Source organism: Pseudomonas sp. TH37 (assembly GCF_016650735.1).
Classification (GTDB): domain Bacteria; phylum Pseudomonadota; class Gammaproteobacteria; order Pseudomonadales; family Pseudomonadaceae; genus Aquipseudomonas; species Aquipseudomonas farris.
In genome coordinates this window covers 309,170-335,044 of sequence record NZ_JAEKFD010000002.1, presented here as the reverse complement: position 1 = coordinate 335,044, position 25,875 = coordinate 309,170, and the positions used below count along the sequence as shown (strand labels likewise).

The window sequence follows — 25,875 nt, the reverse complement described above, 5'->3', positions numbered from 1 at the left end:
TAAAAGCAGCAAGCTATGGCCTATGGCTAAGGCTTTGTGGTCAGGTGAACGGCGAGAGGACGGGGTGGCGTCCTATCCCCTAGGCTTGCTTGCTTATTCGCTGTTTCAGTTTGACCCGTATTGTCAGGACGGATCTTGAACCAGATGGAGTACATCGCTGGCAGGAACACCAGCGTCATGATGGTTCCGACGAACGTGCCTCCGATCAGCGTGTAGGCCAGCGTCCCCCAGAAGACGGAGTGTGTCAGCGGAATGAATGCCAGGATGGCCGCAAGCGCTGTCAGCAGTACCGGGCGGGCACGTTGTACCGTGGCTTCGACCACTGCGTGAAACGGGTCCAGCCCTTCCTGCGCGTTGTGGTGGATTTGCCCAATCAGAATCAGCGTATTGCGCATCAAAATGCCCGAAAGGGCGATTAGACCGACCAGAGCGTTGATACCAAAAGGCTGCTGGAAGATAAGCAGTGTTGGCACCACACCAATCAACCCCAGTGGCGAGGTGAGGAATACCATAATCATCGCCGAGATCGAACGGACCTGCAGAATGATGACCAGCAGCGTCATGGCAATCATGATCGGGAATAACGGCAACATCGCTTTAGCGGCCTTGCCCGACTCCTCGATTGCACCCGCCTGCTCAATCCGGTACCCGCCAGGCAGCTTGTCTATGACCGGCTGCAGCTCCTTCATGATCACACTCGAGACGTCCGGTGGCTGCAAGCCTTCGGCAATGTCGCCGCGCACGGTAATGGTCGGCGTGCGGTCACGACGTCGGAGGATCGGATCCTCCATACGAACATCGACCTCTCCCACCTGAGACAGCGGAATCCGCTGACCCGCCGTGCCTACCAACGTAAAACCTTCTATCTTGGCGGGATCGAGCCTGATATCACCCGCTGCGCGACCAACCACCTGCACCGAGCGAATGTCCTCACGAACCGCGGTGATCGGTACTCCGGCCAGCAGGAACTGCAGTTGCTGCGCGACTGAGTTTGACGTCAACCCCACCGCCTCCAAGCGATCCTGATCCAGAGCAAAATGCAGCGTCGGCGTCAGCGGTCCCCAATCGGTGTTGACGGTTCTCATCATCGGGCTCGACTGCAACACGTCCTGTACCTGGCCCGCAATCTCGCGCAACTTTGACGGATCAGGTCCCATCACCCGGTAGGCAACAGGGAATGGCGAGTACGGCCCGAAAACAAGCTGAGTCACCCTGACACGCGCTTCTGGAGCAAGTCCCTCAGCCGCCGCTTCGCGGATACGGAACTTGAGGGTCTCGCGCTCCTCCTGGCTGTCCGTCAGCACCACAATCTTCGCGAATGACGGATCAGGGAGTTCCGGTGCCATCGCTAGATAGAAGCGCGGCGCGCCCTGCCCGATATAGGCCGTGACGATCTTTGCCTCATCCTGCTTTTGCAGCCAGGTCTCTATCTTGGCGGTGGTCGAGCTGGTCTGCTCAATGGAGGCTCCATAAGGCATTTGCACTTCAATCAATACCTCGGGACGGTCCGAGGTAGGGAAGAACTGCTTCTTGACCAGGCTCATGCCGAGGATCGCCACGACAAACGAAGCGATGACAGTGCCGGCCACCAGCCATTTGCGAGCGATGACTCGCGTCAAAACATGGCGGAAGCGGTTGTAGTTAGGGGTGTTGTAGATGGCCGCGTGACCACCCTCGACTTTCTTGATGTTCGGCAACATCTTCACCCCCAGGTATGGGGTAAAAGCGACCGCAACCACCCAGGAGGCAATCAGGGCAATGCCCACGATCCAGAACATGTTGCTGGTGTACTCGCCGGCTGTCGATTGCGCGAAGCCGTTGGGCATAAAGCCGATAGCCGTCACTAGCGTACCGGAAAGCATCGGCGCGGCCGTATGACTCCAGGCGTACGCGGAAGCTTTGATGCGGTCGTAGCCCTCTTCCATTTTCACCACCATCATTTCGATAGCAATGATGGCGTCGTCCACCAGCAGTCCAAGCGCCAGAATCAACGAGCCAAGGGTGATACGGTCAAAGTTCTTTCCAGTGGCCGCCATCACCACAAACACCACAGCCAACGTCAATGGCACAGCCGCAGCGACCACAACGCCTACACGCCAGCCCATGCTGAGAAAGCAGACAAGCATCACCACAAGCAGCGCGACGAAAAATTTGACCATGAACTCGCCGACGGCCGAATCGATATTTACAGATTGATCGGTGACCTTGGAGAGCGTCATGCCCAAAGGCATGCCTTCATTTATCTTGACCGTCTCCGCGTCCAACGCCTTGCCGAGGTCAAGACCGTTCCAACCCTCACGCATCACGATCCCCAGCAGCAAGGCCTCTTCACCGTTATTGCGCACGAGAAAGGTTGCGGGATCTTCATAACCACGTTCGATCGTCGCCACGTCGGAGAGTTTGAGCGTGCGCCCCTGAACCGCAATGGGTGTGTCACGAATCTTCTGCACCTTATCGAAGGCGCCATCCAGCCGGAGGAAGACCTGCGGCCCATTGGTTTCGATCGAACCGGCGGGCGTGAGCACGTTTTGATTATTCAGCGCGGCAAAGATGTCCTGAGGAGATACGCCCAAGGTGGCCAACCGATCATGGGAAAAGGAAACAAAGATACGTTCGGGCTGCTCCCCAATAATGTTGACCTTCTTCACGCCTGGCACGTGCAACAGTTGTTGGCGCAACGACTCTGCATCACGCACCAACAGTCGCTGCGGCTCGCCTTTGGCTTTCAGGGCGAACAGTGCAAATGTCACGTCCGAAAATTCGTCGTTGACCATTGGCCCGATGACACCCGCCGGCAGCTTCCTGGCCTCATCGTCGAGCTTTTTGCGCGCCTGATAGAACTCCTCCTGCACTTGCGAGGGCGGCGTGCTATCGAGCAGTGACACCATCGTGAAAGCGAGGCCAGGACGGGTGTAGGTTTCCGTGCGGTCGTACCATTTCAGTTCTTGCAGGCGTTTTTCAAGTGGCTCTGCGACCTGATCCTGCATCTCCTGCGCCGTGGCGCCCGGCCACGCGGTAATGACCGTCAACTGCTTGACCGTAAAGGGAGGATCTTCCGCACGCCCCAGCTGAAAGAACGCCAAGATGCCCGCAACGGCAATCAGGAAGATCAGAAACACCGTAATAGATCGCTCACGAACTGCCATCGCGGAAAGATTGAAGCGCCCCTCGCTCATGGACGACCCCCGGCAACTCTGGCGTCATCCTGTTGAGGCAATCTCACCTCTTCACCTTCGCGCAACAGATGTGCGCCTAACGCCACGATCTGCTCGCCGACTTTGAGGTCGCCCGCGACTCGCACTGTGTCGTCGCTCAAGCCCAGGACTTGTACAGGTCGCCAGGCCACCTTCGCCGGTGTACCGGCGATGACCCACACGCCAGTGCCTTGGCCTGGGTCATAAACGGCAGCGATCGGTACTTGCAGCCCCTGCCCTTGCGTGGCGCCTTCAGCGATCCGCAGCGTGACGGTCGAACCTATCGGTGCATTGGCCAGCGCCCCCTCAAGCACATACCGCGCCTCGAAGGTGCGTGTCATTCGATCGGCCGAGTCAGAAAGCAGCCTCAGCTTCGCTGTAACAGCATCCGTGGTATTGCCATAAAGCGTCGCCTGCGCGATGGATCCTGCTGCGGGGCGCAACGTCTCGGGCAGGTGCACGATGGCTTCGCGCTGCCCTGCCCGCGCCAGTCGAACCACGGGCTGTCCCGGGCTGACAACTTGTCCGGGCTCGGCGAGCGTCTCCACCACAACGCCGTCGGAATCCGCAAACAGCACCGCATAACCAGAAGCATTGCGGGCTACATCAGCCTGCGCTTCAGCGGCGCTAAGCTGCGCCTTTGCGGTATCCGCTGCGGCTTTGATCTGGTCATAGGCCGATGCAGAAATAGCACCTGCGGCGACCAGGTCACGATATCGAGCCTCGTCATCTGCTGTCTGTTTGGCTCGGGCCCGAGCGGCTATGACTGACTCTTGCTGTGCTCGCGCCTGCAACCCCAGGTCGACTGGGTCGAGACGCATGAGTGGCTGACCACGTTTAACGGTCTGACCGGTGTCAACCAGACGCTCAAGCACCTTGCCTGATACCCGAAAACCCAGATCGCCCTGGACGCGGGCAGCCACGACACCAGTGAAAGAACGTGAGGCGTCGGAGGCCCCCTGAACCGCTGCGGACCTAACCAGAGGAGCATGCGTGCGCGGATCTTCAACGGTAGATGAGTCGCCACATGCCGTCAGGACGAGAGGCAACAAGCAAGCGGCAATGGGGAAAGGTCGAAGCCGGCGCATAGGTTCCCTTACTTAAAAATAGGACGAGCGCCATATTCTCAGCCCAGTGACCATATGTGTCAATGGTCACAAACCATGAAACATTCGGCTTCTCAAGCTCAACACAGAAACCACAGCTTCCAATGAGAAAACCCAAAATCACCTCAATTGACAGGGTGTGACTATTGAGTAATATGGTCACAAATATCCTCTATTGAAGGAACCTCAATGCCTCCCCTCCGTCCAATTGCTCTTTTGGTCAGCGCCGGCTTATTGGCAGGTTGCGCGGTCGGTCCGGACTACCATCGTCCAGACGCTCCGCTTTCGGATCGTTACTTGGGTCAGTCTTCTGTCGAACAGCGTCGTGGAGCGACGCCGACCAGTCTTGTAGCTTGGTGGGAAGGCTTTGGTGATCCAGTGCTAACCGACTTCATCTCCAAGGCGCTTGAGCAGAATCTGGACCTGGCGCAGGCGTCGGCGCGAGTCACACAGGCGCGGGCCGGACTAGGTGCTGCAAATGCCGCTTTACTCCCCTCAGGGAACATCAGCGGACAGGCCGCACGCTCCTACCAGTCAATCGAGACGCCGCTCGGCCAGGTGTTGAACTCAACGCCTGGCTATGATCGGTACGGAAGTTCCTACGAGGCCAACCTCGATGCCAGCTGGGAGGTAGATGTCTTTGGCGGATTGCGTCGCGCACGCGAGGCTGCTGTGGCCGAGTACCAGGCTTCCCAAGCGGGCGTCGCTGCCACACGATTGGCCATCGCCGCGCAGACCGCTGATATCTACATCACTATCCGCGGACTGCAGACCCGGCTGGACATTGCGAATCGGCAAGTCAAAACGCAGCAGGAGTTGCTAGAGAAAGTCCAATTGCTCTACAGCAAGGGGCTCGCCGCCAACTATCAGGTTCGCCAGACCGAGGGGGCGCTATCGCAGGTCCAAGCGACAGTACCGGTCCTGCAGACCGGTCTGGATGCTGCCATGAATGCGCTGGATGTAATGCTCGGCACGCCGCCAGGCACTCACCGCACGCAACTGGCAAGTGCGGGGAGCATTCCTGTAGCGCCGCAGTTAAAGGCGATGGGAACGCCGGCCGATTTGCTGCGCCGCAGGCCAGACCTCATTGTGGCTGAGCGCCGTCTTGCGGCCTCAAACGCACGTATCGGGGAGGCGATTGCTGAGTACTACCCGAAATTCTCCCTTAGCGCATTGCTGGGCAGTGCCACGGCTGTATCCGCAGGCAACCTTTTTACCGGCGGCGCCAGCCAGTCGGCGGGCGTATTGGGACTGCGCTGGAGACTCTTCGACTTCGGTCGCATAAACGCCCAAATCGACCAAGCCAAGGGACAGGAAGCCGAAACCCTGGCCGCTTACCGCCAGTCTGTGCTGCGCGCCACCGAGGATGTCGAGAACGCGTTCTCCGCCCTGGTGAATCGGGAAGCTCAAGCAACCACCCTCACCGGAGGAGAGGCGTCTCTGACACAGGCTCGCCAATCGTCGTTCATTGCCTATGAGAAAGGCACGGCCAGCCTGATCGATGTCCTGCACGCTGACGAGACGATGCTGCAAGCTTCCGATGCTCGGGCGCAAGCGCGAACGGAATCGGCACGAGCGGCGGTTGCGGCATTCAAATCGCTAGGTGGTGGCTGGCAACCTCCTGAAGCCCAGCCTGTTGCGACACGATGATTTTAACCAGATGACATAGCACTTGATGTACGCACCTCCACGTCCTCTCTTCGCTACTACCCAACCCGAGAGCGGGATTCGCTCATCGACCGACGACCAGTGGTCTCAGGCCGTTCTGTTGGGACGTGCTCAGCAACCCATTGCTCAATAGAAACCAACCGGAGTACAGCGAAATGAAATCGAACGAGAATTCCTGGGTGCTCATCACCGGAGCATCAAGCGGATTTGGCGAGGAGTTCGCCCGGCAATATGCAGCGCAGGGAAAATCGCTCGTTCTGGTAGCAAGAAGGCTGAGTAAGCTCGAAGCGCTATCGGCGCAGTTGCGCGAACGCTTCGGCGTTGATGTGATAGTCGAACAAGTAGACCTGTCCTCGATCCCGGCGATCATCGAACTGCATGAGCGACTCAGCGAACGCAATGTAGTGATCGATGTGCTCATCAACAATGCGGGTCATGGATTGCAGGGGCCTTTCCTGGATCAACCTCTGGATGAGTCCCTGACCATGATTGATTTGGATATCGCCAGCCTGACCGCCCTGACACGCCTTTTCGCGGCCGACATGCGAACCCGCAAACGTGGGCACATCCTGATGGTCGCAAGCTTGCTGTCCTTCCAGGGCGTGAAGAATTTCGCCGTTTACTCTGCCGCGAAAGCCTATGTTCTTCGCTTCTCTGATGCGCTTCATCGTGAACTGAAAGATGACGGTGTCGTCGTTACCGCACTTTGCCCCGGGATGTCAGATACCGGATTTGCAGAAAGCGCCAAACAACGGATCACGCCAGCCTTAAAAAGAGTGATGATGCAGCCTCAACCCGTCGTGCGTGCAGGCATCCGTGCACTGCAAGCCGGACGCATGAGTGTGGTGCCGGGTTTTGGCAACAAGGCCATCACTGTCTTGACGTGGGCCACTCCACGTCGGTTTCATCAGAGCCTGATGGCGCAGGTGATGGGAGTCTGAGGGGGCGACAAAGAGGCCTTTTACCTCAGGGGAAAGGCCCGAGATGTGTTCCTAAAGGTCGGGAGGCAACGCGTGCTCCCGACAGGACATTTATCGTGTAACAGCACTCAATTAGAAGCGGTAACTAACAGACGTACCGAGCCCGCTCGCACTGTTCTTAAATTTGGCACTGTATGCACCTCTGTTCGCAGAGGCGTCGTTGATCTGCACGCTCTCCTCCCATAGGTAGGAATAAGCAACATCGATCGTGACATTGTCCGCCGGAGTCCAGCCAGCACCGAAGCTGATAACCTTCCGGTCGCCCGTGGGAATACGTGGTCCTCGGTTGGTGTTGTTGGCGGGCGACTGATCAACCGAAAGACCTGCGCGAAGTACCCATTGGTTGTTCAGTTGATACGCCGCACCGATAGCGTGAGCCCACGTATCGTGCCAATTCTGCTCTTCGGTAATGGTGCCCAGAGAGCCGCTCAACGCAGGGGGTAAACCCGTGTTCTCGATAGTTAACTCTTTGAAGCGACTCCAGCGAGTCCAAGTGCTCCCCAAGTACAGGGTCCAGTCGTTATTAAGCTGATGAGTCACCGAGAAATCCACTGACTCCGGGGTATCCACATCCAGCGAAGCGTCATAACTCCGGCCGCTGACCCCCAACACGCTAAAGATGCCGTCAGTGACCTTGGTCTTGGCATCCAATTGATAACTGACCCTGGAATGGTAGGTCATGCCCAAACGGGTTCGGTCTGTAGCCTGCACCAGGATACCGGCGTTGAAACCGAGGGCAGTGTCGTCGCCAGTGCTTTTGAGTTTTCCGTCATTGCGACCAGGGCTAAGTGGGTTGGGCACCATACCAGACAGCTCACCGCTGATACGGTTGATGGTCGGACCGAACCCGATCGAAACTTTGTCGTTAAAGGCATAGCTGATGGTGGGCTGGAAGGTAAGGGTCGTGACCTCGCTTTTGTTGGCGTAGTAACGCCCGGCAAAACCGCTGCCATAGTCAGTCATCAGACCGAAAGGTACATAAAACCCTACACCGAATGCCCAATGCTCATCGATGGGTTTGACGTAGTAACCCATAGGCACTGTGGTGGTTGGCACCATGTCGCCGTCTTCCTGGCCTCCGAATGTACTGCGGGTCTGACTTACATCGGACTTAGCGAAAAGAGTCGCAGCCCCCACGCTGACCTGCTCTCTTTTCAAGCGAGACATTCCCGCGGGATTACCGAAGACCGTACTCGCATCTTCAGCGGAGGAGGAGCGTCCGGCAAACCCGGATCCCATCCCGCTGATGCTTTGCTCATTGAGAGCGAAGCCGCTTGCAAAAACGTTTGAGGATGCGAGCACGACAGCAAGGCCAAATGGGCTCTTGAGCAATATTGTTTTCATTGTTTGAACTCTATGGGTATCACTGAGATGAAACAGTAGAAGCGACGCATCACCATATTTGTTCATGTGACCAATTCAGTCAATAGTCACAACATAGATAAGTAAAATGCCCTTCGACGGATGGAAGAAGGGCAAAGTGAGAGCCGTTTTGGTGAACTGTCGCTTACCCGGGTATTCCGTAAACCTTTAGCCGAAGGTCAAGGCATGAGGCTACGCAAGATGAGATTGGAGGTGAGCGTGGGCGCCTCCTCGACGAAATCAAGGTTGTACTGCAACAGCAAAGGGTTGACGAATGGCCGTAGCGCGAGATGTATCGCTTCTACTGTCTCGTCCAGCGGAGTCTTGCGTTCAAATTCGCCGATCTCTCGCCCCTCTCGCACTATTTGCGACACGAAGCGTTTGATCTGTGCGTCATAAGCCTGCGTACTGGGCCAGCTTTCCGACGCCGCGAATGCTGCAATGTCATAGAGTTTTCGGTCGTTAAAGAAAAGATTCACACCTGTGGCGATCACAGTTTTGACCAAACGTCGAAAGCGCTCCGTCGGCGACAGGCCTTCCACATTGATAGCCTGCTCCACAGTCGCGACGATTTCTGCCAGACAATTAGCGCAGATGGCTTCACCGATCGCCTGCTTGGAATCAAAAAATTTGTAGATGTAGGCCTTTGAAAACCCGATGGCCTTGGCCAGGTCGGAAACCGTGGTTTTACCGTAGCCGTATTGACTGAAGTGCTCGTTGGCCGCCGCGACAATCTGGTCTCGAATGTCGTGATCGGCTGGGCCACGGGGGCTGGGCGAAGATGAAGATATCGATGGCTGATTCATGGGAACAGCTTACTCACCCTATCGAGGACTGACAACTTGTGACCGATAAGATATATAGTCATAAATCGACCATTTTTAACGACTTTTCCGAGCAATCACAAACTTCAGCCGATCAGGCGCGAAACGGGCTGACGTTTGAGTGATCGAACATGACGGATTAACGTTCCGCAAGTCCATCGTCGCTAAGTAGTTTCCATGCGCTTGGCGTCGTGCAGGTGACGAAGCTCAGTCCTGTAGCCCTGCCATACTGTTCAGCATGACCAGTGCAACCTTCCGCTTCTACGAGGAGCTCAACGATTTCCTGCCGGCCGAACGGCGGCGGCAGTCCTTCACTTGCGAGTGCGCACGAGGGGCGACGGTCAAGCACATGATCGAGGCGCTCGGGATCCCGCACACCGAGGTCGAGCTGGTGCTGCTCAACGGCGAGTCGGTAGGCTTCAAACGCGTGATCTTCGACAGTGACCGGTTGGCGGTGTATCCCAAGTTCGAAGCGCTGGACATCAGCCCGCTGCTAAAGGTTCGTGCGCAACCTTTACGGGTGCTGCGCTTCGTCGCTGATGCGCACCTTGGCGGGCTGGCCAATCTGCTGCGCATGAGCGGCTTCGACACCCTCTACGACAATGGCTTCGAGGATAGCGAGATCGCCGAGATCGCAGCGCAGCAAGGACGCATCGTGCTAACCCGCGATCGCGAACTGCTCAAGCGGCGGATCATCAGCCACGGCTGTTACGTGCATGCCCTGAAACCGTCGCTGCAGCTGCGCGAATTGTACGAACGCCTCGACCTGGCGCGTAGCGCGCGGCCATTCAGCCTGTGCCTTCATTGCAACCTGCCGCTGCACGAGATCAGCCCGGAACTGGCCCGACAGCAGGTGCCGCCACGCGTGGGTGCCCTCTATTCGCACTTCCTGCGCTGCGACAACTGCCAAAGGGTTTACTGGGAGGGTTCGCACTGGCGCAGCATGTGTGCACTGCTGGCACCTCTGCTGGACCGATAGCCAAGCGCATCGAGCCGGCTGCGTTGCCGGGGATAACTGGCTTTTGTATCGGGTAGATAACGGCCAACAGCGGCCAATCAAATGTACCCAGGGGATCAGCTCTCAGAAGAAATGATTGAGTCGTGACCGGATTCAGCAGCCAGCTTCAATCGGTCAGCTTTACTGATGTATTTGGACTTGCTTGGCGGTGCCAATTTGGCACTAGCCTTTTTGGCGTGAGCCTTTAATAACTGCTTTATTTTTTTACGACGATTCATATTTTTCTACTCGGTTTTTAAGCTCTTGAATGATATCAGCTTAAAATATTGGACCAGAATGAAAAAACACCCCATCGGTTGCATCCAGCCTTTGGGGTGCAATTCATCAAGCCATCAAGAGCGTCCTACGGAACCTGTGACCGGTAGATTCCCCAGCAATTTGAGCCCGGTACTCTTCACGAAAGCGTCATAGTCCATCGGTCTCTCGATGCGAGTTTCAGCATTGGGTAGTACGTAGGCCCAGGCACGCTTGGACGATGCGTCATAAACCAGCTTGAACAGACGCGTCGGCACCCAGACCTTGTTGTCGCCGATGGTGGTGTGGCCTGAGTCAAAGAGCGGGCCGGTAAAGACAAAAACATTGCCATCGGCTCGCTTGGCAAACTTTCTGACATCGGACTCGACCTTACTCCAGATCTTCCGGTTGTTGGTTGGGTCTTGCGGCACCATGTTCGACAGTGCAAAGGATTGGGCCATTGCATTGGGGTTCGGTGCATCGGCTGCCGGGGATTGATGGCCGCGGTCCACAGCCGGATGTTGGCTACGGTAGTCGCTCAACTCTGCCCGTCCACTCTTGGGAATGCGTGGGTCCGGGTAAAACTGGTTGGTGCGCTCCTCGCCTTTGGCATCCTGCAGTTGGGCGGCATTAAGGCGTTCGACTACTACCAGCGGCGTCTTGCTGGTTTGCGAGTACAGCACTGCAAAGTTGTCGGAACACAGGGCCAGGGGTTTCATTGTTGCAGGCACAGAGGCCATGTTGATCGGTTTCGCAGCCGGGAACAGCTCTGCGCAGCCGTCAAACGATGCCTGTTTCTGTTTGTTTGAATAGAGGTCCAGGGCCGCGTTCTGGCTGACCGAGCCCGAGCGGGATACTTGTTCCTGATGCTGGGTGGGCGGCTTGATGAGATCCAGCAGACCGCGGGCTTCTGCCCCGGTCGAGAGCAAAACAAGGGCCGACAGCCCAACTGCAATTTTGCGTAGGTGCATGCTTTAAATCTTCGAATTGGATTGAGGGATAAACGTACGACGAGTCCCGATTCACGGAACCAGATGGAGGCGGTTGCTGATTAAATTGCGGCAAGCATGCTTTCACTGTCCTTGATCAAAATACCGATGCGGATTCGGTCGGTTCCGAGCAGTACGACTGCTGAAGGTCGTTGCGGGATTTTATTGACCATCACAAGTCACTTTAGTGCTGAGTAGCGTTTACATTCGACTTGCCAATGCTCGTCGAAGAAGCGATTGGCAGAGGAATGCAGACATCGCGCTCAACGGCACAACAACCCCATGGGCAAACCCGATCATAGCGCTCTATGATTGAACCCCATGACGACCTCTCTTCCGATCCGCCAACCCTGCCCGCCCGGAGCCTGCATCTGCGAGCGTGAGCCGTTGCTGGAAACCCCCGGCGCGGATTTGCGCATCCTGAGCCTGACCCGGTCGGAGGAGAAGCGCCTGATCGAACGCCTGGAAAATCTCCAGAGCCTCGGCGATCTGGAGCGTCTGCAACGCCGGATGTATGAGCAGTTGGGTCTGCGCGTGGAGATCGTTCCGGGCTTCAATGAAGTGCGCACCATGCGCGGCATCAACATCACCCTCGGCGAATTGCCGGGCCTGTGTCGCAAAACCCGTCAGTCGATTCCGGCGGCGATTCGTCGAGGGCTGGAGAAGCGCCCGGAGATTGCCTACGAGCTGCTCAATGCCAACGACTTGTTGCGTGATGCCTGATGGTTTGCACTGTTATCCCGATATGTTCATTTCAAATGCCTGAAAGAGGATCAGCGGTCGTACGCAAAACGCGGGCCGCTGCTATGCCTTTTCATGGGAGAAAGGGTTTCAGGTCAGCCAGGATGGAGCTGGAAACACAAGCGTGACCGTGGCCCCGGCGCCAGCCAGGTGCGCGAAGATAATGGCGCCAATCCGTAGCAGGAGGTGGCAGATGTTATTCATCGTCAGTTGGTCCATCAGTCCGCAGCATCGTAATAGCGCGATCGAACGCTTTCTCAAGACCGGTGGCGCGCCGCCCGCAGGCGTCAACATGCTGGGGCGCTGGCATGCCATCGGTGGCTCGAGTGGTTTTGGCATTGCTGAGGCCAGTGATCCGGTGTCGATTCAGAAGTGGGTGCTGGAATGGAGCGACCTCATGAGCATGGAAGTCCACGCCGCATTGACCGATGAACAGGCAGCGCCGCTGCTGGCTGCCGCGCTCGGCAAGCGATAGTCGTCGAGGCGGCGAGCCTGTGGTGAGGGGGCTTGTCGGAACGCCGCATCGCCCCGTTGGGCTGCGAAGCGGCCCCAAAATCTCTGATGTGCCTAAGATCTTGTGAGTGCTACGCACTCAAACGGGGCGATGCGGCGTTCCGACATGCCCCCTCGCCACTTTCCTTCTGATTCCCTACTTTTTCATCCCTACCCGCCGCCGCATTTCGGCAGTAATCGTCTGTCGGGTTTTCTTCAGGTCGGCCCAGGGTTCGTCACCGATTTCGGCCAGGCGTTCATGCATGTTGTGCACGTTCCATTGATTGCCGCCCTTGAGCTCCGCCACCTCTTCCCGAAAGATCGGCACCGACACCGGCAGCCCTTCGCGAGTGCGCACGGCGTAGGCGCAAATAGTGGTGGCGCCCAGACCGTTGCGCAGGTAGTCGATGAAAATACGCCCTACACGGTTTTTCGGTCCGGACACTGCAGAAAAGCGATCCGGCAGTAATTTGGCCATGTGGCTGACGATTGCGTGGCTGAAGTCCTTGACCTCGTCCCAGCCTTGTTTGCGGGTCAGCGGTACCACCAGGTGAATCCCCTTGCCGCCGCTGGTTTTGAGAAACGCCTTGAGCCCCAGTTCATCCAGCACTGTGAGCGTTAGCTGGGTCGCTTCGATCATGCTTTTCCAGGGCAGCGCCGGATCCGGGTCGAGATCAAGGACAAAGCGATCAGGTTTATCCAGATCGACTGACGTGGCATTCCAGGTGTGCAGTTCCACCGTGCTCATCTGCACCGCGCCGATCAGCGCTTTGGCGTTGTTGATGATCATCACCGGTTGGCCCGTCAGTTCCTTGTCCAGGGTAACAATCCCCGGAATGGCCAGCCGTTCGGCGTTCTTCTGAAAGAACAGTTCGCCGGCGATGCCGTCCGGCGCGCGCACCAGCGCCACCGGCCGGTCCTTGAGTTGCGGCAAAATCCATTCCGCAACGCTGGCGTAGTACTCCGCCAGTTGCATCTTGGTGGTGCCGCTGCTGGCATCGATCACCCGGTCCGGGTGCGTGATGCGCACCTTGCCGCTGGCCAGGCCGATTTGCGACGGCGCAACAGTCGACTGGACGGTTTTTGGGTCGGCGGCGTCAGGTTTCTCGGCGGCTGATTTCTTCTTCGCTGTGGATTTTGCTGCGGCGGTTTTCGAGGCTGATGTTTTCGAGGCTGAAGTGTTCACGGTTTTCGGCAACTCCTCGGTAATTTCTTTGGCAGGCTTGTCATCACGCAAACCATGGAACACGGCGTGGCGCACCGAGCCGTCCTTGGTCATTTCGGCGAAGGCCACTTCTGCCAACAGTGTGGGTTTGAGCCAATGCACACCCTTGGCTTCAAAACCGCTAGGCGGATTGACCACCGACGGCTTTTTCGTCTGCAGCGGTTTCAACTGTTCGTAAATACGCTTGAGAGTCGCCTCGTTGAACCCGGTGCCAACCTTGCCGGCATAACGCAATTCACCGCTGTCGCGATCATGCAATCCCAGTAGCAACGCACCGAAGGCACTGCGCGCACCTTTAGGGTCGGTGAAGCCGACGACGACGAATTCCTGCCGATGTTTACACTTGAGTTTGATCCAGTCACTGGTGCGCCGAGACACGTAAGGCGAGCCCAGGCGTTTGCCGATCAGCCCTTCCATCTTCATTTCGCAAGCACTGTTGAGCAACGCTTCCGGAGATTCGCCAAAGGCGTCGGAGAATCGCAACAGCGGATTTACGTTGGGCTTGAGCACGGTCGCCAGCGCCGCCCTGCGCTCCTCGACAGGCACTTCGCGCAGGTCCACGCCGTTGAGGTAGGGCAAGTCGAACAGGTAGTAAACGATGCCGCCACTTCGACCGGAATCGAACGCGTTTTGCAGCGCCTGAAAATCCGGAACGCCCTGCTCGTTGGTCACCACCATTTCGCCGTCGAGCCAGGCCGACTCCAGGCCCAGCGCTGCCAGTGCCTCGGCTTGCCCGGGTAATTTGTGGGTCCAGTCGTGACCATTGCGGGTGAAGAGTTTGACCTCGTCGTGGTCGATTCGCGCCATGACCCGGTAGCCGTCGAACTTGATCTCATAGCTCCATTCGCCGCTCGGCGCGGATTCGACCAGCGTTGCCAGTTCGGGTTTGAGCAGCTCCGGCAGCTCGGCTTTGCGAGCGCCCGTCAGTTGTGCCGACTTTTCCTTACGCGCCTTGGCCGGCGCTTTTTTGATCGGTTTAGTTTCTTTAGCTCCGTGCTTTTTTTCCAAAATGGTGCGGTCGCTGAGCACGCTGTCGGGCTCGGCGGCGACCACGTCGTATTCGCTGTCGGGTCTGGCGGCGCTGTCCTGATGCTTGATCAAAAACCATTGTTCCTGCTTGCCCGGCATGTGCGTGCGCACGAGGTTCCACAGGCCGCCGAGCTTCTCTCCTTTCAGCTCGAATTTCAGCCGGCCCTTGGTGTATGCCTTGGCCGGATCGTCCTGGGGAATCCACACTCCACGGTCCCAGACGATCACATCGCCGGCGCCGTAATGCCCTTCGGGAATGGTGCCCTCGAACGTGGCGTAATCCAGCGGATGGTCTTCGACGTGGATGGCCAGGCGCTTGATCTTGGGGTCCAGCGACGGCCCTTTGGGCACGGCCCAACTTTTCAGCGCACCGTCGAGTTCCAGGCGAAAGTCATAGTGCAGGTGCGAGGCGTCATGCTTCTGAATGCAGAATTGCAGAGCATGCGCTTTGGCTTGTCGTCTGCCTTTTGCGGATTTGGAAACACCGGCAGGCTCGGGACTTTTTTCGAAGTCCCTCATGTTGTTGTACTTTTCGAGCGGCTTGTCCATAGCGCCCTCCACGGGTTTATGACTGAATCAAACCGTTATTGTCATGAGACCCCAGATGAGTGCGCGAAGGTTCAGTAGTCTTGCAAAACTTGAGTACCGAAGACGACCTCGGACGCTGGCAAGCCGTACCAGCTCCGCTCGAAGGAAATCAATCACTGGAGGAGGCGTAGGGAGGAATCAGAGAAACCTGTGGCGAGGGAGCTTGCTCCCGCTTGAGTGCGTAGCACTCACAAAAAATCGACAATGGTTGTCAGATTTTTGGGGCTGCTTCGCAGCCCAGCGCGAGCAAGCTCGCTCGCCACAACGGTCTTTTATCAGGTGAGAGGCTTGCGCAGCAGGATATCGACCGCGAAGACGCCCAGGACAGTCCCGGACACCCAGCGTTGAGTGCGCATGGCAGATGGTCGCTTGGCCAGGAAACCACTGACCCTGGAGGCGGCGAGGACGATCATGCCGTTCACTGTGACGGCAATGGCGATCTGTACCAGCCCCATCTGGACGAATTGCTGGAAGGTAGACCCTGCGGAAGGGTCGATGAATTGGGGAATTAGCGCGGAATACATCAGCGCAATCTTCGGATTCAGCAGGTTCGTCACTAGCCCCATCGTGAACAGCCGTCTCGGCGAGTGAGGTGGCAGTTCGCGCGCCTCGAAGGGGGAAGCGCCCCTAGGCTTTAGCATGTTCCAGGCCAGGTAGCCCAGATAGAATGCGCCGGCAATCCTGACGACATCGTAGGCGACTGGCACCGCCTTGAACAAAGCAGCCAGTCCCAGTCCCGCAGCCAGCAGGTAGCACACGAAGCCTAGCGCCACACCCGCCAGCGAAATCATCCCAGCCAGCCGCCCTTGGGAAATCGTCCGCGAGGTCAGGTAGATCATGTTGGGACCAGGTGTCAGAACCATGCCCAAGGAGATGATGGCCACACCGGCCAGGTTTTCCAGCGCCATCATTAGCGTGCTCCTTCGTTCAAAGGGGATTTGTCGGCCCGCTGTTGCTCGAGCCAGCCGAGACTGCCGCGGAACAGCGCATGCTGAGCGCGCTGTGCCACTGGCCGAACCACGATTTCGTCGACATTGACATGTGCGGGCTGATCGGCAACCCAGGCCACTACTTGGGCGACATCGTCCGCGCTCAAAGGCCGGTCGACATCCTCGTAGATGGCGTTGACCCGTTCGGCGTCGCCGTGAAAACGCTTCAAGGAAAACTCTGGCGTATGCACCATGCCGGGGAGCACCTCGGTGATGCGCACCGGTACGCCCTTCATTTCCAGTCGCAAGGAATGGGTCAGTGCGCGCTGAGCACTCTTGGCCGCGCAATAGCCGCCGCCCCCCTCATAACTGGCTAGCGCAGCCGTAGAGGTAATATTGACGATGGCCCCTTGGGATGCGATGAGCCGAGGCAACATCAGTTGGGTCATCAGCAAAGTCCCAAGTACGTTGCTGTTGAACATGTTCGTCCAATCCTCGGCACTGGCCCTGTCTACCGCATCCAGGCCGATCGCACCGCCCGCACAGTTCACTAGAAGATCGCACTCGGAAATCTGCACCAAGTCCTCCTCTCGCGCTTGTGTCACGTCCAGCACAATGGCGTGTCCGCCGGTTTCGCCGGCAATCTGCTCGAGCCGATCCCCCCTGCGCGCCACAAGGAATACCCGCCAGCCACGACTGGCCAAGGTACGGCAGCATGCCTCGCCAATGCCACTGCTGGCACCTGTAACCACTGCTGTTTTCAAGGTTGAGCTCCCCATGACTCGGATAAATGTTCGAAGATCGTTCCCACGTCTCGTACCAGCGCGGGACGATCGAAGCTGCGCAGGCGAAGTCGGGTGCCAGCGCCCTCATAAACACCGCTGGCGAAGCGATCCAGGTGCTGCGGCTGAGCCCAGTACAGGGTACCCAAGCCATCGCGCGGCGAGCTGTTGCGGCGGGCGATCACCCATGCACCCCGCTCGCGATGCAATGGCCTGCCCTCCTTGCTAAGGCTGCGCGCAAGGTCCCTGTAGCGGGTAGACGCCCCGGTCTGGAGTTCCCAAGCGATCCCCAGCAGGTCGATATCCCTCACCTCTCGCCAGAGGAATGGGATTTCGGCGCCACCGACCCGGGCACCGATTTCCAGGAAGAGCAATTGGTCATCCAGGTCGAACAGTTCGAGATGGAAGACGATTTCTCGCTCAGGCGCGAAGACCGCCAGCAGTTGCTCGACGCGCCCCGCAATCCGCTGTTCGTCGTCGCCCTCCTCGAGCTCGATACTACCCAGCGGGCTGTCCGGACCGAAATCGGCACAGCTATTCACATAACGTGACGCCGTGACCACCACAATCCGTTGCCCATCCCACCAGCCGTCTACGTGCAGGATGGGGGCCGCGCAGTAAGCCTGGACCATCATCGGCTCCGTTGCCTGCCGGATCTGATCAAGATCCCCTGGGCCGCGAAGAAATTTTACGCCACGACTCGCCGTGCCATAGCGCGGCTTGAGTACCAGCGGATAGCCGTGTTCGGCCGCCAGTCGCTCCACAGCGTCGCGAGAATCGGCGGCCGAGGCAGGCAGCACGCCGATCGACGATTGCCGACCAGCGACCTCCAGCATAGTGAGCTTGTCGCGGAACCGCTCGGTCCAAGCGACAAGATCTCCCGGTACCTGCCATCGCTCGCGGATAGAAGCCGCATTGAGCAGGTCGCCCTCATTAAGGGCAACCACCAGCGCTGGAACGCCATGTTGCTCGACCAAACGCTCAGCCTCAACCATGACCGCCTCAACATCGTCCAGTGAGGCGAGCGTCGAGCTTGACGCCAGACGCTCGCTCGGCAGGGACGCGCGGGATTCGGGCGTGCAGATCGCCCGAATTTGCATGCCTGCAGGCAGTTCGTATCGGTCGTAGAGCGCTTGGCAGCCGACCCAACGGTGCAAGCACAGGACGTATCTCATGCCGTGGGGTCCACGATGAAGTGGACTGCTTCCACCAGTTCGTCGCCGATCCGAACAGCGTCCTCGCGCGAGACGCCTGTTGCCAGGACATACCCTGAAACGCAGTCGGCAACGGTGTCGAGCGGCGGAATCTTGTCGCCCTCATGCTTCTGGATGACGACGGCACGCTCGGCATCACCCAGTTCGAACAGGAACGGCAGGAACACCAGTGGCGTCTCGCCGGGCTTGGTATGGCGCACATCGACGTCAGGCTTGAGATCGAGCTCGACCTTTCTGACCTTGCCAGGCGTCGGTACAAAAAACTGGATCGCAGCACCAGCCTTCGGCTCGGGCGACACATCCGGCAGGATGTCGATACCCAGTGGCACAGTAAGGAACATGCGGTTCAGATCCAGGCCGAACGCACGCCGCACCAGTTCCGGGGCACCCGAGCCCGCCAGGCGAGCGTGGGATTCGAGTACACGAGGACCTTTCGGAGTCAGCACGAACTCGCTGTGGGAAGGCCCCTCCTCCAACTCTACGGCGTCGAGCAGGCGGCAGGTCATTTCCTTCAGCTCGCTCAGCCATTTCCTGGCCTCAGTACTCGGCGTGCTCACCTCCCACTCAACGTATTTGTCGTTCATGCGGTACTGGGAGTAACCAATCGGAAGGTGGCGACCCTTGAACGAGAAGGAATCGACGCTGACGACCGGCCCTTCCAGGTACTCCTCGATGATGATGTGCTTGACGTCGGCATCCTGAAGCGCTTGCCAGGCCTTGGAAGCGGAGGCTTCGTCATCGCAGGGATGGATATGCAGGCTGGCTACGCCTTCGGCTGGTTTGAGAACCGACTTGCCATGCGCTTTGACGAACGTGACGGCATCCTGCGCACTGGTGACATGGCGATAAGCTACCGGGCTCAGGTTGTGCTCGACCAGCAACTCGCGCATGGCCACTTTGTCCTTGAGCAGGCGCGCAGTCTTATAGGAGACCCCGGTGAGGCCGAAGTGATCGACCACCTTGCCCGTCGACTCGCCCGCCACTTCGGTGGTGGTAATGATGCGATCGAACGGACGTTCGCGGTGCAGGGGCTCGAGGACCTTGATAATGGCCTCGGCGTCGTCAAGCCTGGCATGCACCACCTGTTCGCAATGGGCGAGGATAGCCTGCTCGTAGTCGCCCTCTTGATGCACCAGTACGACGTCGATGCCCAGTTCTTTGGCACCGTGGATTGGCGCGGGGCGGCCACCGACTACTGCGATACGCTTGTTCATGCATAAACTCCATGTCTATTGGGATGGTTTTTTGAAGCAAAGGCTCAACTGCCGTACACCCTGCGCAGCCAGCGCGCTTTGCCGTTGAGCAGGGGCTGGAACGCCTTGCGTCGGTGCAGCACGCGGGCATTTTTGAAAATGAAGAAGTCGCCTGGCTGCAGCACCACCTCTATACCCTGGGCATCACGTAGGCACTGGCGCAGGAGCGCAAGAGCCTTTTCGCTGTCCAGATCGAGCGCGGCCACGATGCCGTCGTCAAAGCGCAGGCGATAACCGCCAGCGTCCTGCTCCAGCACCGGCAGCACTCTCGGCTGGCCATCGAAGCCCTCGTTGGAGGCGGGGGCACCAAAGGTGTAGGCAGCCTTCTGCAACTGGGCGATCGCCCAGGTGGGCAGCTGTGAAAGAACGTGATCCACACAAACAATGTCGGTGGAGGCGCCTTCACAGTTGCGCACGGCGGTGAAGGCCAAAAAATTCGGCACGGAGGTCGCGACATTTCGGCTTTGATCGGCGAAGGGCCAGTTGGGGTTGTCGGTGTGCCAGAAAAACTCCACATCGGCGCCCCAAGAGCTCGTGGTGCCCGCGGCCTCCGGAACCGGAACGACGTTTCTGACCAGCTTGCCGAAGTTTTCATACTCGACGGCATGCGGCCTGACACCCAGCAGCCGCAGCATGCCAAAGTGCAGCAGGTCAAAGTCAAGAACGCACTCGGCATTGGGCAGGAAGCCATTGCGCGGCGTCGCGACGTCCGTAGAGAGCGAAATGCCTCTGATGAGCAACGCTTTGTGCGGGCTGGCAGGAAATGCACGAATCGCCTCGACGATATCCCGGCCCAACACTGTGCCGAGCCAGTCGCCGCCGACGGCTCCCACACTGTCAGCGCAGTGCGGCGTTTCGGCTAACCTCACGCGACAGTCCTTCAGCCCGGTCAGGTCGGGATCATTGACGACCATCACCTGTACCAACGAAGCCTCCTGAACATCTATGGCCATGAGGCTCATGATTTGCGGTTCAGGTATGAGGTGACCTTGGGGTCCGGCCGATGGGCAAACGCTTTGGTTCGCCGGATAAACATCCCCAGCGGCAGGATCAGGTAGAGCAGAACATAATCCATAGTGCACCTTCCCTAGTGTCTGAAATAGTTAATCCAGCGGTACTGTCTCGCGCCAGTCGACCGCTTCCTCAAACTGAGGCTGCTCCGTTTTATCGAGGTAGAAATCGCCAATCGCCAACACGTCCATATTGGTACGCATGAAGCAGCGATAAGCTTCGAATGGCGTGTTCACAATGGGCTCACCGCGCACGTTGAACGAGGTGTTGACCAGTACCGGACACCCTGAACGCTGGTAGAAGTGTTCCAGCAGCGCCCGGAACCGCGGGTTGCGCTCCCGGTCCACGGTCTGCACCCTTGCCGAGAAGTCCACGTGGGTGATTGCCGGCAGATCACTACGCACCAACTTGAGCAAGTCGATGCCGGTAAGCCGCGCGGTCTCCTGTGGGATCGCCTTGCGAATGACCTTCGCAATGGGCGAGACCACAAGCATGTAGGGGCTTTCCTCTACGATGTCGAAGTAGTCTGCCGCTTTTTCCTCAAGCACCACGGGAGCGAAGGGACGGAAGGACTCGCGAAACTTGATGCGCAAGTTCATGTTTGACTGGGTGTCCGAGCGGCGCGGATCACCCAGGATCGAACGGCTGCCAAGTGATCGTGGACCGAACTCCATTCGACCCTGGAACCAGCCGATGACCCCGCCCTCCTCTATGCTGGTGATCACCCGTTGGTCGAGCTCTTCCTGCGAAAGCCTGTGAAAAACAGCGCCGCAGGCTTCCAGTTCGTCCCTGATCTGCTCCTCACTGTACTCCGGCCCGAGCAATGCTCCGCTCATGCCATCACGGACGTCGGCCGGTAGTTCGCGGCTTGCTACCCAGCGATGCTTGCGGTCAGTCAGCAGCGCGGCGCCGAGCGAGCCACCCGCATCGCCTGCCGCCGGTTGCACCCACAGCCGGTCAAACGTTCGCTCACGTGAGATCACGCCGTTGGCTACGCAGTTAAGGGCAACGCCCCCGGCCATGCATAGCGATGTCTCGCCAGTGAGCTCACGGGCGGTCTTGGCCAGGCGCGAAACGACTATCTCCGTGACTTTCTGCACCGACGCTGCCAAATCGAACTCGCGATCGGTCAGTGGTGCCTCGGGCAAGCGCCGGGGGCCACCGAATAGCCGCTCAAAAGCATCGCCCGTCATGACTTGGCCCTTGATGAACTCGAACTGGGTCCAGTCGAGTCTGAAGCTGCCATCGGGCTTCACATCGATCAGATGCGAGAGGATCGTGTCGACGTAGCGAGGCTCGCCATAAGGCGCAAGTCCCATGAGTTTGTATTCGCCGGAGTCCACCTTGAAGCCGCAGAAATAGGTGAAGGCCGAGTAGAGCAGGCCCAACGAATGGGGGAAGGACAACTCTGCGACCAGCTCGATGCCCTCTGGCTTACCGTGCCAGATCGTGGTCGTCGCCCATTCGCCGACACTGTCGATACACAGGATCGCGGCGCTCTCGAACGGACTGGGGAAGAACGCCGATGCAGCGTGGGACTCGTGGTGGCCATGCACTTCGATTCGGCGACCGTCCCGGTCTCCCATCGCTCTGAGATGACGCACGACCTCGCGGTCCATTCGGCGCTTGGTGGATAGCCATTCGCCAAGCACCGGTGCATAGGTGCGCGCTGCCGAAAACCCGGCCACGGCTGCCGTCGAGAGTACCCGACGGAACTTGAGCGCCGGGTCTTCGTAATAGGCGACATGGTCGACATCGGCCAGGTTTATACCTGCGTACTTCAGGACATACTCAATGGCCCTGCATGGAAAACCCGGGTCATGTCGGATCCGGCTGAAACGCTCTTCCTGGGCTGCGGCGACGATCTTGCCGTCCACCACCAGAGTGGCCGCGCTGTCGTGATAAAAGGCAGAGATGCCAAGCGTAATCGTCATAGCAGCGACCTCACTTTTTCGCGAAACTTATCCAGCATTGTTTGCTCCCTGGGTGGATTGAGCGCGACGAATCCATTACGCACGCGCGCCCAAAGTTCATCACGGTCACTTCTAGAAAATGCGCAAAGGTACGTGTCCAGACTCGCGGCAGCCCATGCCGTATGCCCGGTAGAGATGTTGTCGATGGAGTTGTGCAGATCGACGAACATCGTCGGATAGCCGTAGGCGACCAACGCCTTGTGGGTACGCCGATAACCGCCACCTACACCGGATAGCTCCATCGCCAGGTTCAGCCCGAGAATCTCCGGGCAGTAGGTTTGGGGATATCGTCCGATTGCCAACCAGAACACGGGCAGCTCGAAGTCCTCGTCGTTGAAACAAGCTGCGTTGGCGTATCCAGGGTCGGCGGTGGCCGGCAACTCGCCATGTACTGCCTTGAGCAGATGGCGGTAGATGACGGGATGGTTCTGCGCCTCGATTCCGTTGCCCAACTCATCGAAAAGCGTTTCAAACAGTCGGCTGCCGTACGCCGTGGAGGCTACCGCCGGATGAGCGAACCCGGCCAGCCAAGCCCCGTCGATCATTGTCAGAGGCGCCAGGGACAGGATATCGGCGACCACCTCATCGCTAGACGGCAGCTCTTCGCCCTCCTCCAGCGCTTGGTTGGACGCTTCATGCTGACCCTGCAACCACTGCTGCAGGACACCGGGGGCCCACTGCTCTGGCAGCGAGCAATTCCCCTTGGCGACGCCATGGGCGGCCCTGGCCAGCCAGCTCTTCACGTAGTGACCGGCATAGGATTCCTCTGACGGCGTGAGCTCCATGCGCAACATGCGCGGGTAGGCTTCTCGTGGACTGAATCTGGCGACCAACGCTTGGATTTCAGCGTCCTCGCGAAGCGCCCCGGCGAGTGTGCCGTCGTCTTTCCATACCTGGAAAGCCGGGGGCTGCCTGGGCGCATCGGAGTAAGGCAAGCCGGAGATCCAGCGGTGAAGAATGGCAATATCTTCGCGACTGAAGATTCGGAACATCTTGCCCCGCGGAGAAATCAGGCTGGTGAGTAGTGGGCTCGATTCCGGCTTGCCCGCACGCACGTAGGCGCTGGCGGCAAGATGGTCGAGGAACTTCAAGGAGTCGTCGACCGCGAGCAAGGGCTTCATCGGCACCTTATTCAGCCGTGTCTTGTCATGGTATTGGCAAGCATCCAGCCGACGTCGGCTGATCAGGTGGCATGCCGCCTCTCTCGGATCGAGCCAGCGCTCAAGCAGATTGAGCAGCGCTTCGTTCATCTCCTCGGCCTGCCAGCGCGCCCACAGGTAGCCTTGACGTACCCCAACGTTTGCGGCCGGTCCCATGTGCACGAGAAATTCCCGGACTGCCATTTCAGCGAGCACGGCGAGATCATCGGTACTACCGGCGGGATCACGACGCAGATCGAGAAACTGGCGGGCGGATGGCTCGTTGTGGGTGATGAACTCGAACGAAGGCAGCAGCCCGCAATGGCGCAGGTAAAGGTTGGCCCCCAATATCTGGGCTGTCAGCGACTCTGGGAAATGCCCCAGTACGACCAGGGTCGAGGCAAAGTTGAAGGCTCCATCCGAGATCCTCGGGTCGGCCACCGACCGCAGGAGGTCTTCGCCAGCATCTGCCAGCGCATGTTGACGCAGCAATTCCTGGTAGCGCTGGATACGATTGGCCCCCGGCTGACCGGCACCCACATCCGCCGCATGGATTCTCAGCGCTGCCATGGCATGGCGCGCTTCATTATTCCAGCTACCACAGACCCCATGAATCAGGTGCTGGCTGCCGATCAGAAAGGGAGCCGACTCCAACGCCGCCTTGGCACGCAGCGCCTGGGCATCTGCTTCGTTCGTCTCGATTGCCTGTGCCAACCGTCGGAATCCGTCGCGCAATGGCCCAAGCCGTTCGCACGCAACGCTCGCCAGCCCCACCAAAGCCGTCGCGCTGGTGAAGTCGACGCCTGCCAAGTCCGTCCCATGCACCGCATCCAGGCAAGTGCACAGGCTGACCGGCGTGAACATGCGCCTGGCCTCTCCCCCAGTCTCTGCCCCGAGGAAACTGGAAAAGATTTGTCTATTAGTCCTCATCAGTGCATTGGATAGATGGAGGAATTGTTTTTCTTCTTGGCCTTTTTCTTTTTCTTGAACAAAGAGCCAAGTGCATTGCGAATCCGCTTGAACATAAAGCCTCCTAAACTTTCACTGCAGGTATCGATGAATGGCGCGTGCTACGACATCACTGCCAAGGTCGGTAAAGTGCGCACGGTCAACGTATAACCACTCATCGCCCGGACGCTCTCTAAAATCATCGATTAAACTGGCAAATCGAATACCCAAGTCATGACAACCATTGCCCAAACTATCAGCATAATATTCCGCGACAGTGGGAGCGGATATGTCGCCATACAAATGTTGCCAAGTGCCAAACCGGGAAATTCGATCAAGCTCATCGAACAGTTTCTGCTCTTCGGCGCACGGTGTTCTTACCCAAGTCGCCAAGGGCTGGAGAACAAACGTAAGTTCCGCACCCAACGAATCCGCGAGCTGTTTCCAAGTAGTCAATCGACTGAGGGTGTCTTGCATGGCGCGCACCAGAGTTTGCGAAATCGGCGGAACCTCGGTCGTTTCGGCTGGCCACTTTGGAAGTTTGCCAGGTGGCAGTTCCGCGCCATTCTCCTCAGCAATTTCATCAAACTTTTCGTAGTAGTCACCGCAGAAATAGAACGGCGGAAGATCACCTCGAATGAACTCAGGAAGACGCGCCATGACCAGAGTATTGAAGCCTCCCATGATCACGATCCGGCGCACTTTGGGCAGTCGATGGGCATGCAGCACGAATAGCATCAATTCCTGGGTCGCATTAAAGGTATGCCCCGCAAAATTCAGCCATGGCGTACCGTCGGGATCATGCGTGGACAGCCGGCTCGCGACCGAGGCGGCATCACTGGAAGCCCCGTAACCCAAGGCTGACGAGGCTCCGACCAGCAAATTTACCGCTGGCAGCGCACTGGCCTCCAGGGTGCCGACACTGATCGGCCGGCCTTGCGCATCATGGGCCAGGCGAAATCCGAGCCGATCGGTATTGATCGATTCCGAACGGTAGTCGGCGGCATTGAAACCCATCACATAAGGCAGGTACTGGGAACGACTGCGACTGGCGAATTGATCGTAGACGAGCATCTGAGGTGTCAACTTCACACGCTCCAGACTGGGATCATCTAGTGCGATGCGCTTGCGTCTTTTAAACATAGCCAAGCCACTCCTTTAGCGAGAATCAGAATT

The 25,875-nt window shown here is 58.3% G+C and carries 21 protein-coding genes; 5 read left to right on the top strand and 16 right to left on the bottom strand.

What is annotated here, in order from left to right; genetic code table 11:
• Positions 1–26: 26 nt before the first annotated feature.
• From JFU11_RS06610 to JFU11_RS06600, 3 genes are read right to left on the bottom strand one after another with little or no spacing between them, the layout of a single operon-like run.
• The gene (locus JFU11_RS06610; RefSeq protein WP_201060137.1) at positions 27–3,176 is read right to left on the bottom strand and encodes an efflux RND transporter permease subunit; all 3,150 of its coding nucleotides are present in this window, start codon (positions 3,174–3,176) and stop codon (positions 27–29) included.
• Positions 3,173–4,282, bottom strand: coding sequence for an efflux RND transporter periplasmic adaptor subunit (locus JFU11_RS06605; RefSeq protein ID WP_201087359.1), 1,110 nt, complete (start codon positions 4,280–4,282; stop codon positions 3,173–3,175). Before JFU11_RS06605 ends, JFU11_RS06610 begins: the two co-directional genes overlap by 4 nt.
• Positions 4,200–4,463 (bottom strand): hypothetical protein, encoded by a 264-nt coding sequence (locus JFU11_RS06600; protein WP_201060135.1) that lies wholly within the window; start codon positions 4,461–4,463, stop codon positions 4,200–4,202. The genes JFU11_RS06605 and JFU11_RS06600 overlap by 83 nt, the downstream gene beginning before the upstream one ends.
• Before the next feature lie 26 nt (positions 4,464–4,489).
• On the opposite strand from JFU11_RS06600, the gene JFU11_RS06595 reads away from it, so the two are divergent.
• Positions 4,490–5,950: an efflux transporter outer membrane subunit gene (locus JFU11_RS06595; RefSeq protein WP_201060134.1), complete on the top strand. Its 1,461-nt coding sequence runs from the start codon at positions 4,490–4,492 to the stop codon at positions 5,948–5,950.
• Positions 5,951–6,123: 173 nt separating this feature from the next.
• Entirely contained in the window at positions 6,124–6,909 is a 786-nt protein-coding gene (locus JFU11_RS06590; RefSeq protein WP_123721180.1) for an SDR family oxidoreductase, read from the top strand.
• A gap of 111 nt (positions 6,910–7,020) precedes the next feature.
• On the opposite strand, the gene JFU11_RS06585 is transcribed toward JFU11_RS06590, so the two are convergent.
• Positions 7,021–8,292, bottom strand: a complete 1,272-nt coding sequence (locus JFU11_RS06585) for an outer membrane protein transport protein (RefSeq protein ID WP_201121267.1) — start codon at positions 8,290–8,292, stop codon at positions 7,021–7,023.
• Positions 8,293–8,489: 197 nt separating this feature from the next.
• Positions 8,490–9,116: a TetR/AcrR family transcriptional regulator gene (locus JFU11_RS06580; protein WP_123721178.1), complete on the bottom strand. Its 627-nt coding sequence runs from the start codon at positions 9,114–9,116 to the stop codon at positions 8,490–8,492.
• Between the two features lie 256 nt (positions 9,117–9,372).
• Here JFU11_RS06580 and JFU11_RS06575 point away from each other — a divergent pair, with 256 nt between their 5' ends.
• On the top strand, positions 9,373–10,113 hold the full coding sequence (locus JFU11_RS06575; RefSeq protein WP_201060132.1) for a Mut7-C RNAse domain-containing protein: 741 nt from the start codon (positions 9,373–9,375) through the stop codon (positions 10,111–10,113).
• A 95-nt stretch (positions 10,114–10,208) separates the two neighbouring features.
• Here JFU11_RS06575 and JFU11_RS06570 read toward each other — a convergent pair whose 3' ends face one another.
• Together JFU11_RS06570 and JFU11_RS06565 are read right to left on the bottom strand one after the other, a co-directional pair.
• Complete coding sequence (locus JFU11_RS06570; protein WP_080370477.1) at positions 10,209–10,370, bottom strand: DUF2986 domain-containing protein; 162 nt, start codon at positions 10,368–10,370, stop codon at positions 10,209–10,211.
• Positions 10,371–10,484: 114 nt separating this feature from the next.
• A complete protein-coding gene (locus JFU11_RS06565) occupies positions 10,485–11,357 on the bottom strand; it encodes a DNA/RNA non-specific endonuclease (protein ID WP_201060131.1) in 873 nt (290 codons plus the stop codon).
• Positions 11,358–11,696: 339 nt separating this feature from the next.
• On the opposite strand from JFU11_RS06565, the gene JFU11_RS06560 reads away from it, so the two are divergent.
• Entirely contained in the window at positions 11,697–12,098 is a 402-nt protein-coding gene (locus tag JFU11_RS06560; protein WP_123721161.1) for a hypothetical protein, read from the top strand.
• A gap of 211 nt (positions 12,099–12,309) precedes the next feature.
• Entirely contained in the window at positions 12,310–12,591 is a 282-nt protein-coding gene (locus JFU11_RS06555) for a DUF3303 family protein (RefSeq protein WP_201060130.1), read from the top strand.
• Positions 12,592–12,765: 174 nt separating this feature from the next.
• On the opposite strand, the gene ligD is transcribed toward JFU11_RS06555, so the two are convergent.
• The 9 genes from ligD to JFU11_RS06510 all read right to left on the bottom strand — a co-directional run bounded on the left by ligD (position 12,766) and on the right by JFU11_RS06510 (position 25,842).
• Positions 12,766–15,411, bottom strand: coding sequence for a DNA ligase D (gene ligD, locus JFU11_RS06550; protein ID WP_201060129.1), 2,646 nt, complete (start codon positions 15,409–15,411; stop codon positions 12,766–12,768).
• Between the two features lie 314 nt (positions 15,412–15,725).
• On the bottom strand, positions 15,726–16,361 hold the full coding sequence (locus JFU11_RS06545) for a LysE family translocator (protein ID WP_123721159.1): 636 nt from the start codon (positions 16,359–16,361) through the stop codon (positions 15,726–15,728).
• The gene (locus JFU11_RS06540; protein ID WP_123721158.1) at positions 16,361–17,143 is read right to left on the bottom strand and encodes an SDR family NAD(P)-dependent oxidoreductase; all 783 of its coding nucleotides are present in this window, start codon (positions 17,141–17,143) and stop codon (positions 16,361–16,363) included. Before JFU11_RS06540 ends, JFU11_RS06545 begins: the two co-directional genes overlap by 1 nt.
• A complete protein-coding gene (locus JFU11_RS06535) occupies positions 17,140–18,336 on the bottom strand; it encodes a hypothetical protein (RefSeq protein ID WP_201060127.1) in 1,197 nt (398 codons plus the stop codon). Before JFU11_RS06535 ends, JFU11_RS06540 begins: the two co-directional genes overlap by 4 nt.
• Positions 18,333–19,589: an ATP-grasp domain-containing protein gene (locus JFU11_RS06530; RefSeq protein ID WP_123721157.1), complete on the bottom strand. Its 1,257-nt coding sequence runs from the start codon at positions 19,587–19,589 to the stop codon at positions 18,333–18,335. The genes JFU11_RS06535 and JFU11_RS06530 overlap by 4 nt, the downstream gene beginning before the upstream one ends.
• 44 nt (positions 19,590–19,633) lie before the next feature.
• Positions 19,634–20,590: a TauD/TfdA family dioxygenase gene (locus JFU11_RS06525; protein WP_123721156.1), complete on the bottom strand. Its 957-nt coding sequence runs from the start codon at positions 20,588–20,590 to the stop codon at positions 19,634–19,636.
• Between the two features lie 141 nt (positions 20,591–20,731).
• A complete protein-coding gene (locus tag JFU11_RS06520) occupies positions 20,732–22,573 on the bottom strand; it encodes a carbamoyltransferase (protein WP_201060126.1) in 1,842 nt (613 codons plus the stop codon).
• Entirely contained in the window at positions 22,570–24,615 is a 2,046-nt protein-coding gene (locus JFU11_RS06515) for an iron-containing redox enzyme family protein (RefSeq protein ID WP_201060125.1), read from the bottom strand. The genes JFU11_RS06520 and JFU11_RS06515 overlap by 4 nt, the downstream gene beginning before the upstream one ends.
• A 177-nt stretch (positions 24,616–24,792) precedes the next feature.
• A complete protein-coding gene (locus JFU11_RS06510; protein ID WP_123721153.1) occupies positions 24,793–25,842 on the bottom strand; it encodes a hypothetical protein in 1,050 nt (349 codons plus the stop codon).
• Positions 25,843–25,875: the final 33 nt, after the last annotated feature.

Coding starts and splice junctions, on each gene's coding strand:
- JFU11_RS06610 (WP_201060137.1), bottom strand. CDS start 3,176: ATGAGCGAGGGGCGCTTCAATCTTTCCGCGATGGCAGTTCGTGAGCGA.
- JFU11_RS06605 (WP_201087359.1), bottom strand. CDS start 4,282: ATGCGCCGGCTTCGACCTTTCCCCATTGCCGCTTGCTTGTTGCCTCTC.
- JFU11_RS06595 (WP_201060134.1), top strand. CDS start 4,490: ATGCCTCCCCTCCGTCCAATTGCTCTTTTGGTCAGCGCCGGCTTATTG.
- JFU11_RS06590 (WP_123721180.1), top strand. CDS start 6,124: ATGAAATCGAACGAGAATTCCTGGGTGCTCATCACCGGAGCATCAAGC.
- JFU11_RS06585 (WP_201121267.1), bottom strand. CDS start 8,292: ATGAAAACAATATTGCTCAAGAGCCCATTTGGCCTTGCTGTCGTGCTC.
- JFU11_RS06580 (WP_123721178.1), bottom strand. CDS start 9,116: ATGAATCAGCCATCGATATCTTCATCTTCGCCCAGCCCCCGTGGCCCA.
- JFU11_RS06575 (WP_201060132.1), top strand. CDS start 9,373: ATGACCAGTGCAACCTTCCGCTTCTACGAGGAGCTCAACGATTTCCTG.
- JFU11_RS06570 (WP_080370477.1), bottom strand. CDS start 10,370: ATGAATCGTCGTAAAAAAATAAAGCAGTTATTAAAGGCTCACGCCAAA.
- JFU11_RS06565 (WP_201060131.1), bottom strand. CDS start 11,357: ATGCACCTACGCAAAATTGCAGTTGGGCTGTCGGCCCTTGTTTTGCTC.
- JFU11_RS06560 (WP_123721161.1), top strand. CDS start 11,697: ATGACGACCTCTCTTCCGATCCGCCAACCCTGCCCGCCCGGAGCCTGC.
- JFU11_RS06555 (WP_201060130.1), top strand. CDS start 12,310: ATGTTATTCATCGTCAGTTGGTCCATCAGTCCGCAGCATCGTAATAGC.
- ligD (WP_201060129.1), bottom strand. CDS start 15,411: ATGGACAAGCCGCTCGAAAAGTACAACAACATGAGGGACTTCGAAAAA.
- JFU11_RS06545 (WP_123721159.1), bottom strand. CDS start 16,361: ATGATGGCGCTGGAAAACCTGGCCGGTGTGGCCATCATCTCCTTGGGC.
- JFU11_RS06535 (WP_201060127.1), bottom strand. CDS start 18,336: ATGAGATACGTCCTGTGCTTGCACCGTTGGGTCGGCTGCCAAGCGCTC.
- JFU11_RS06530 (WP_123721157.1), bottom strand. CDS start 19,589: ATGAACAAGCGTATCGCAGTAGTCGGTGGCCGCCCCGCGCCAATCCAC.
- JFU11_RS06525 (WP_123721156.1), bottom strand. CDS start 20,590: ATGAGCCTCATGGCCATAGATGTTCAGGAGGCTTCGTTGGTACAGGTG.
- JFU11_RS06520 (WP_201060126.1), bottom strand. CDS start 22,573: ATGACGATTACGCTTGGCATCTCTGCCTTTTATCACGACAGCGCGGCC.
- JFU11_RS06515 (WP_201060125.1), bottom strand. CDS start 24,615: ATGTTCACGCCGGTCAGCCTGTGCACTTGCCTGGATGCGGTGCATGGG.
- JFU11_RS06510 (WP_123721153.1), bottom strand. CDS start 25,842: ATGTTTAAAAGACGCAAGCGCATCGCACTAGATGATCCCAGTCTGGAG.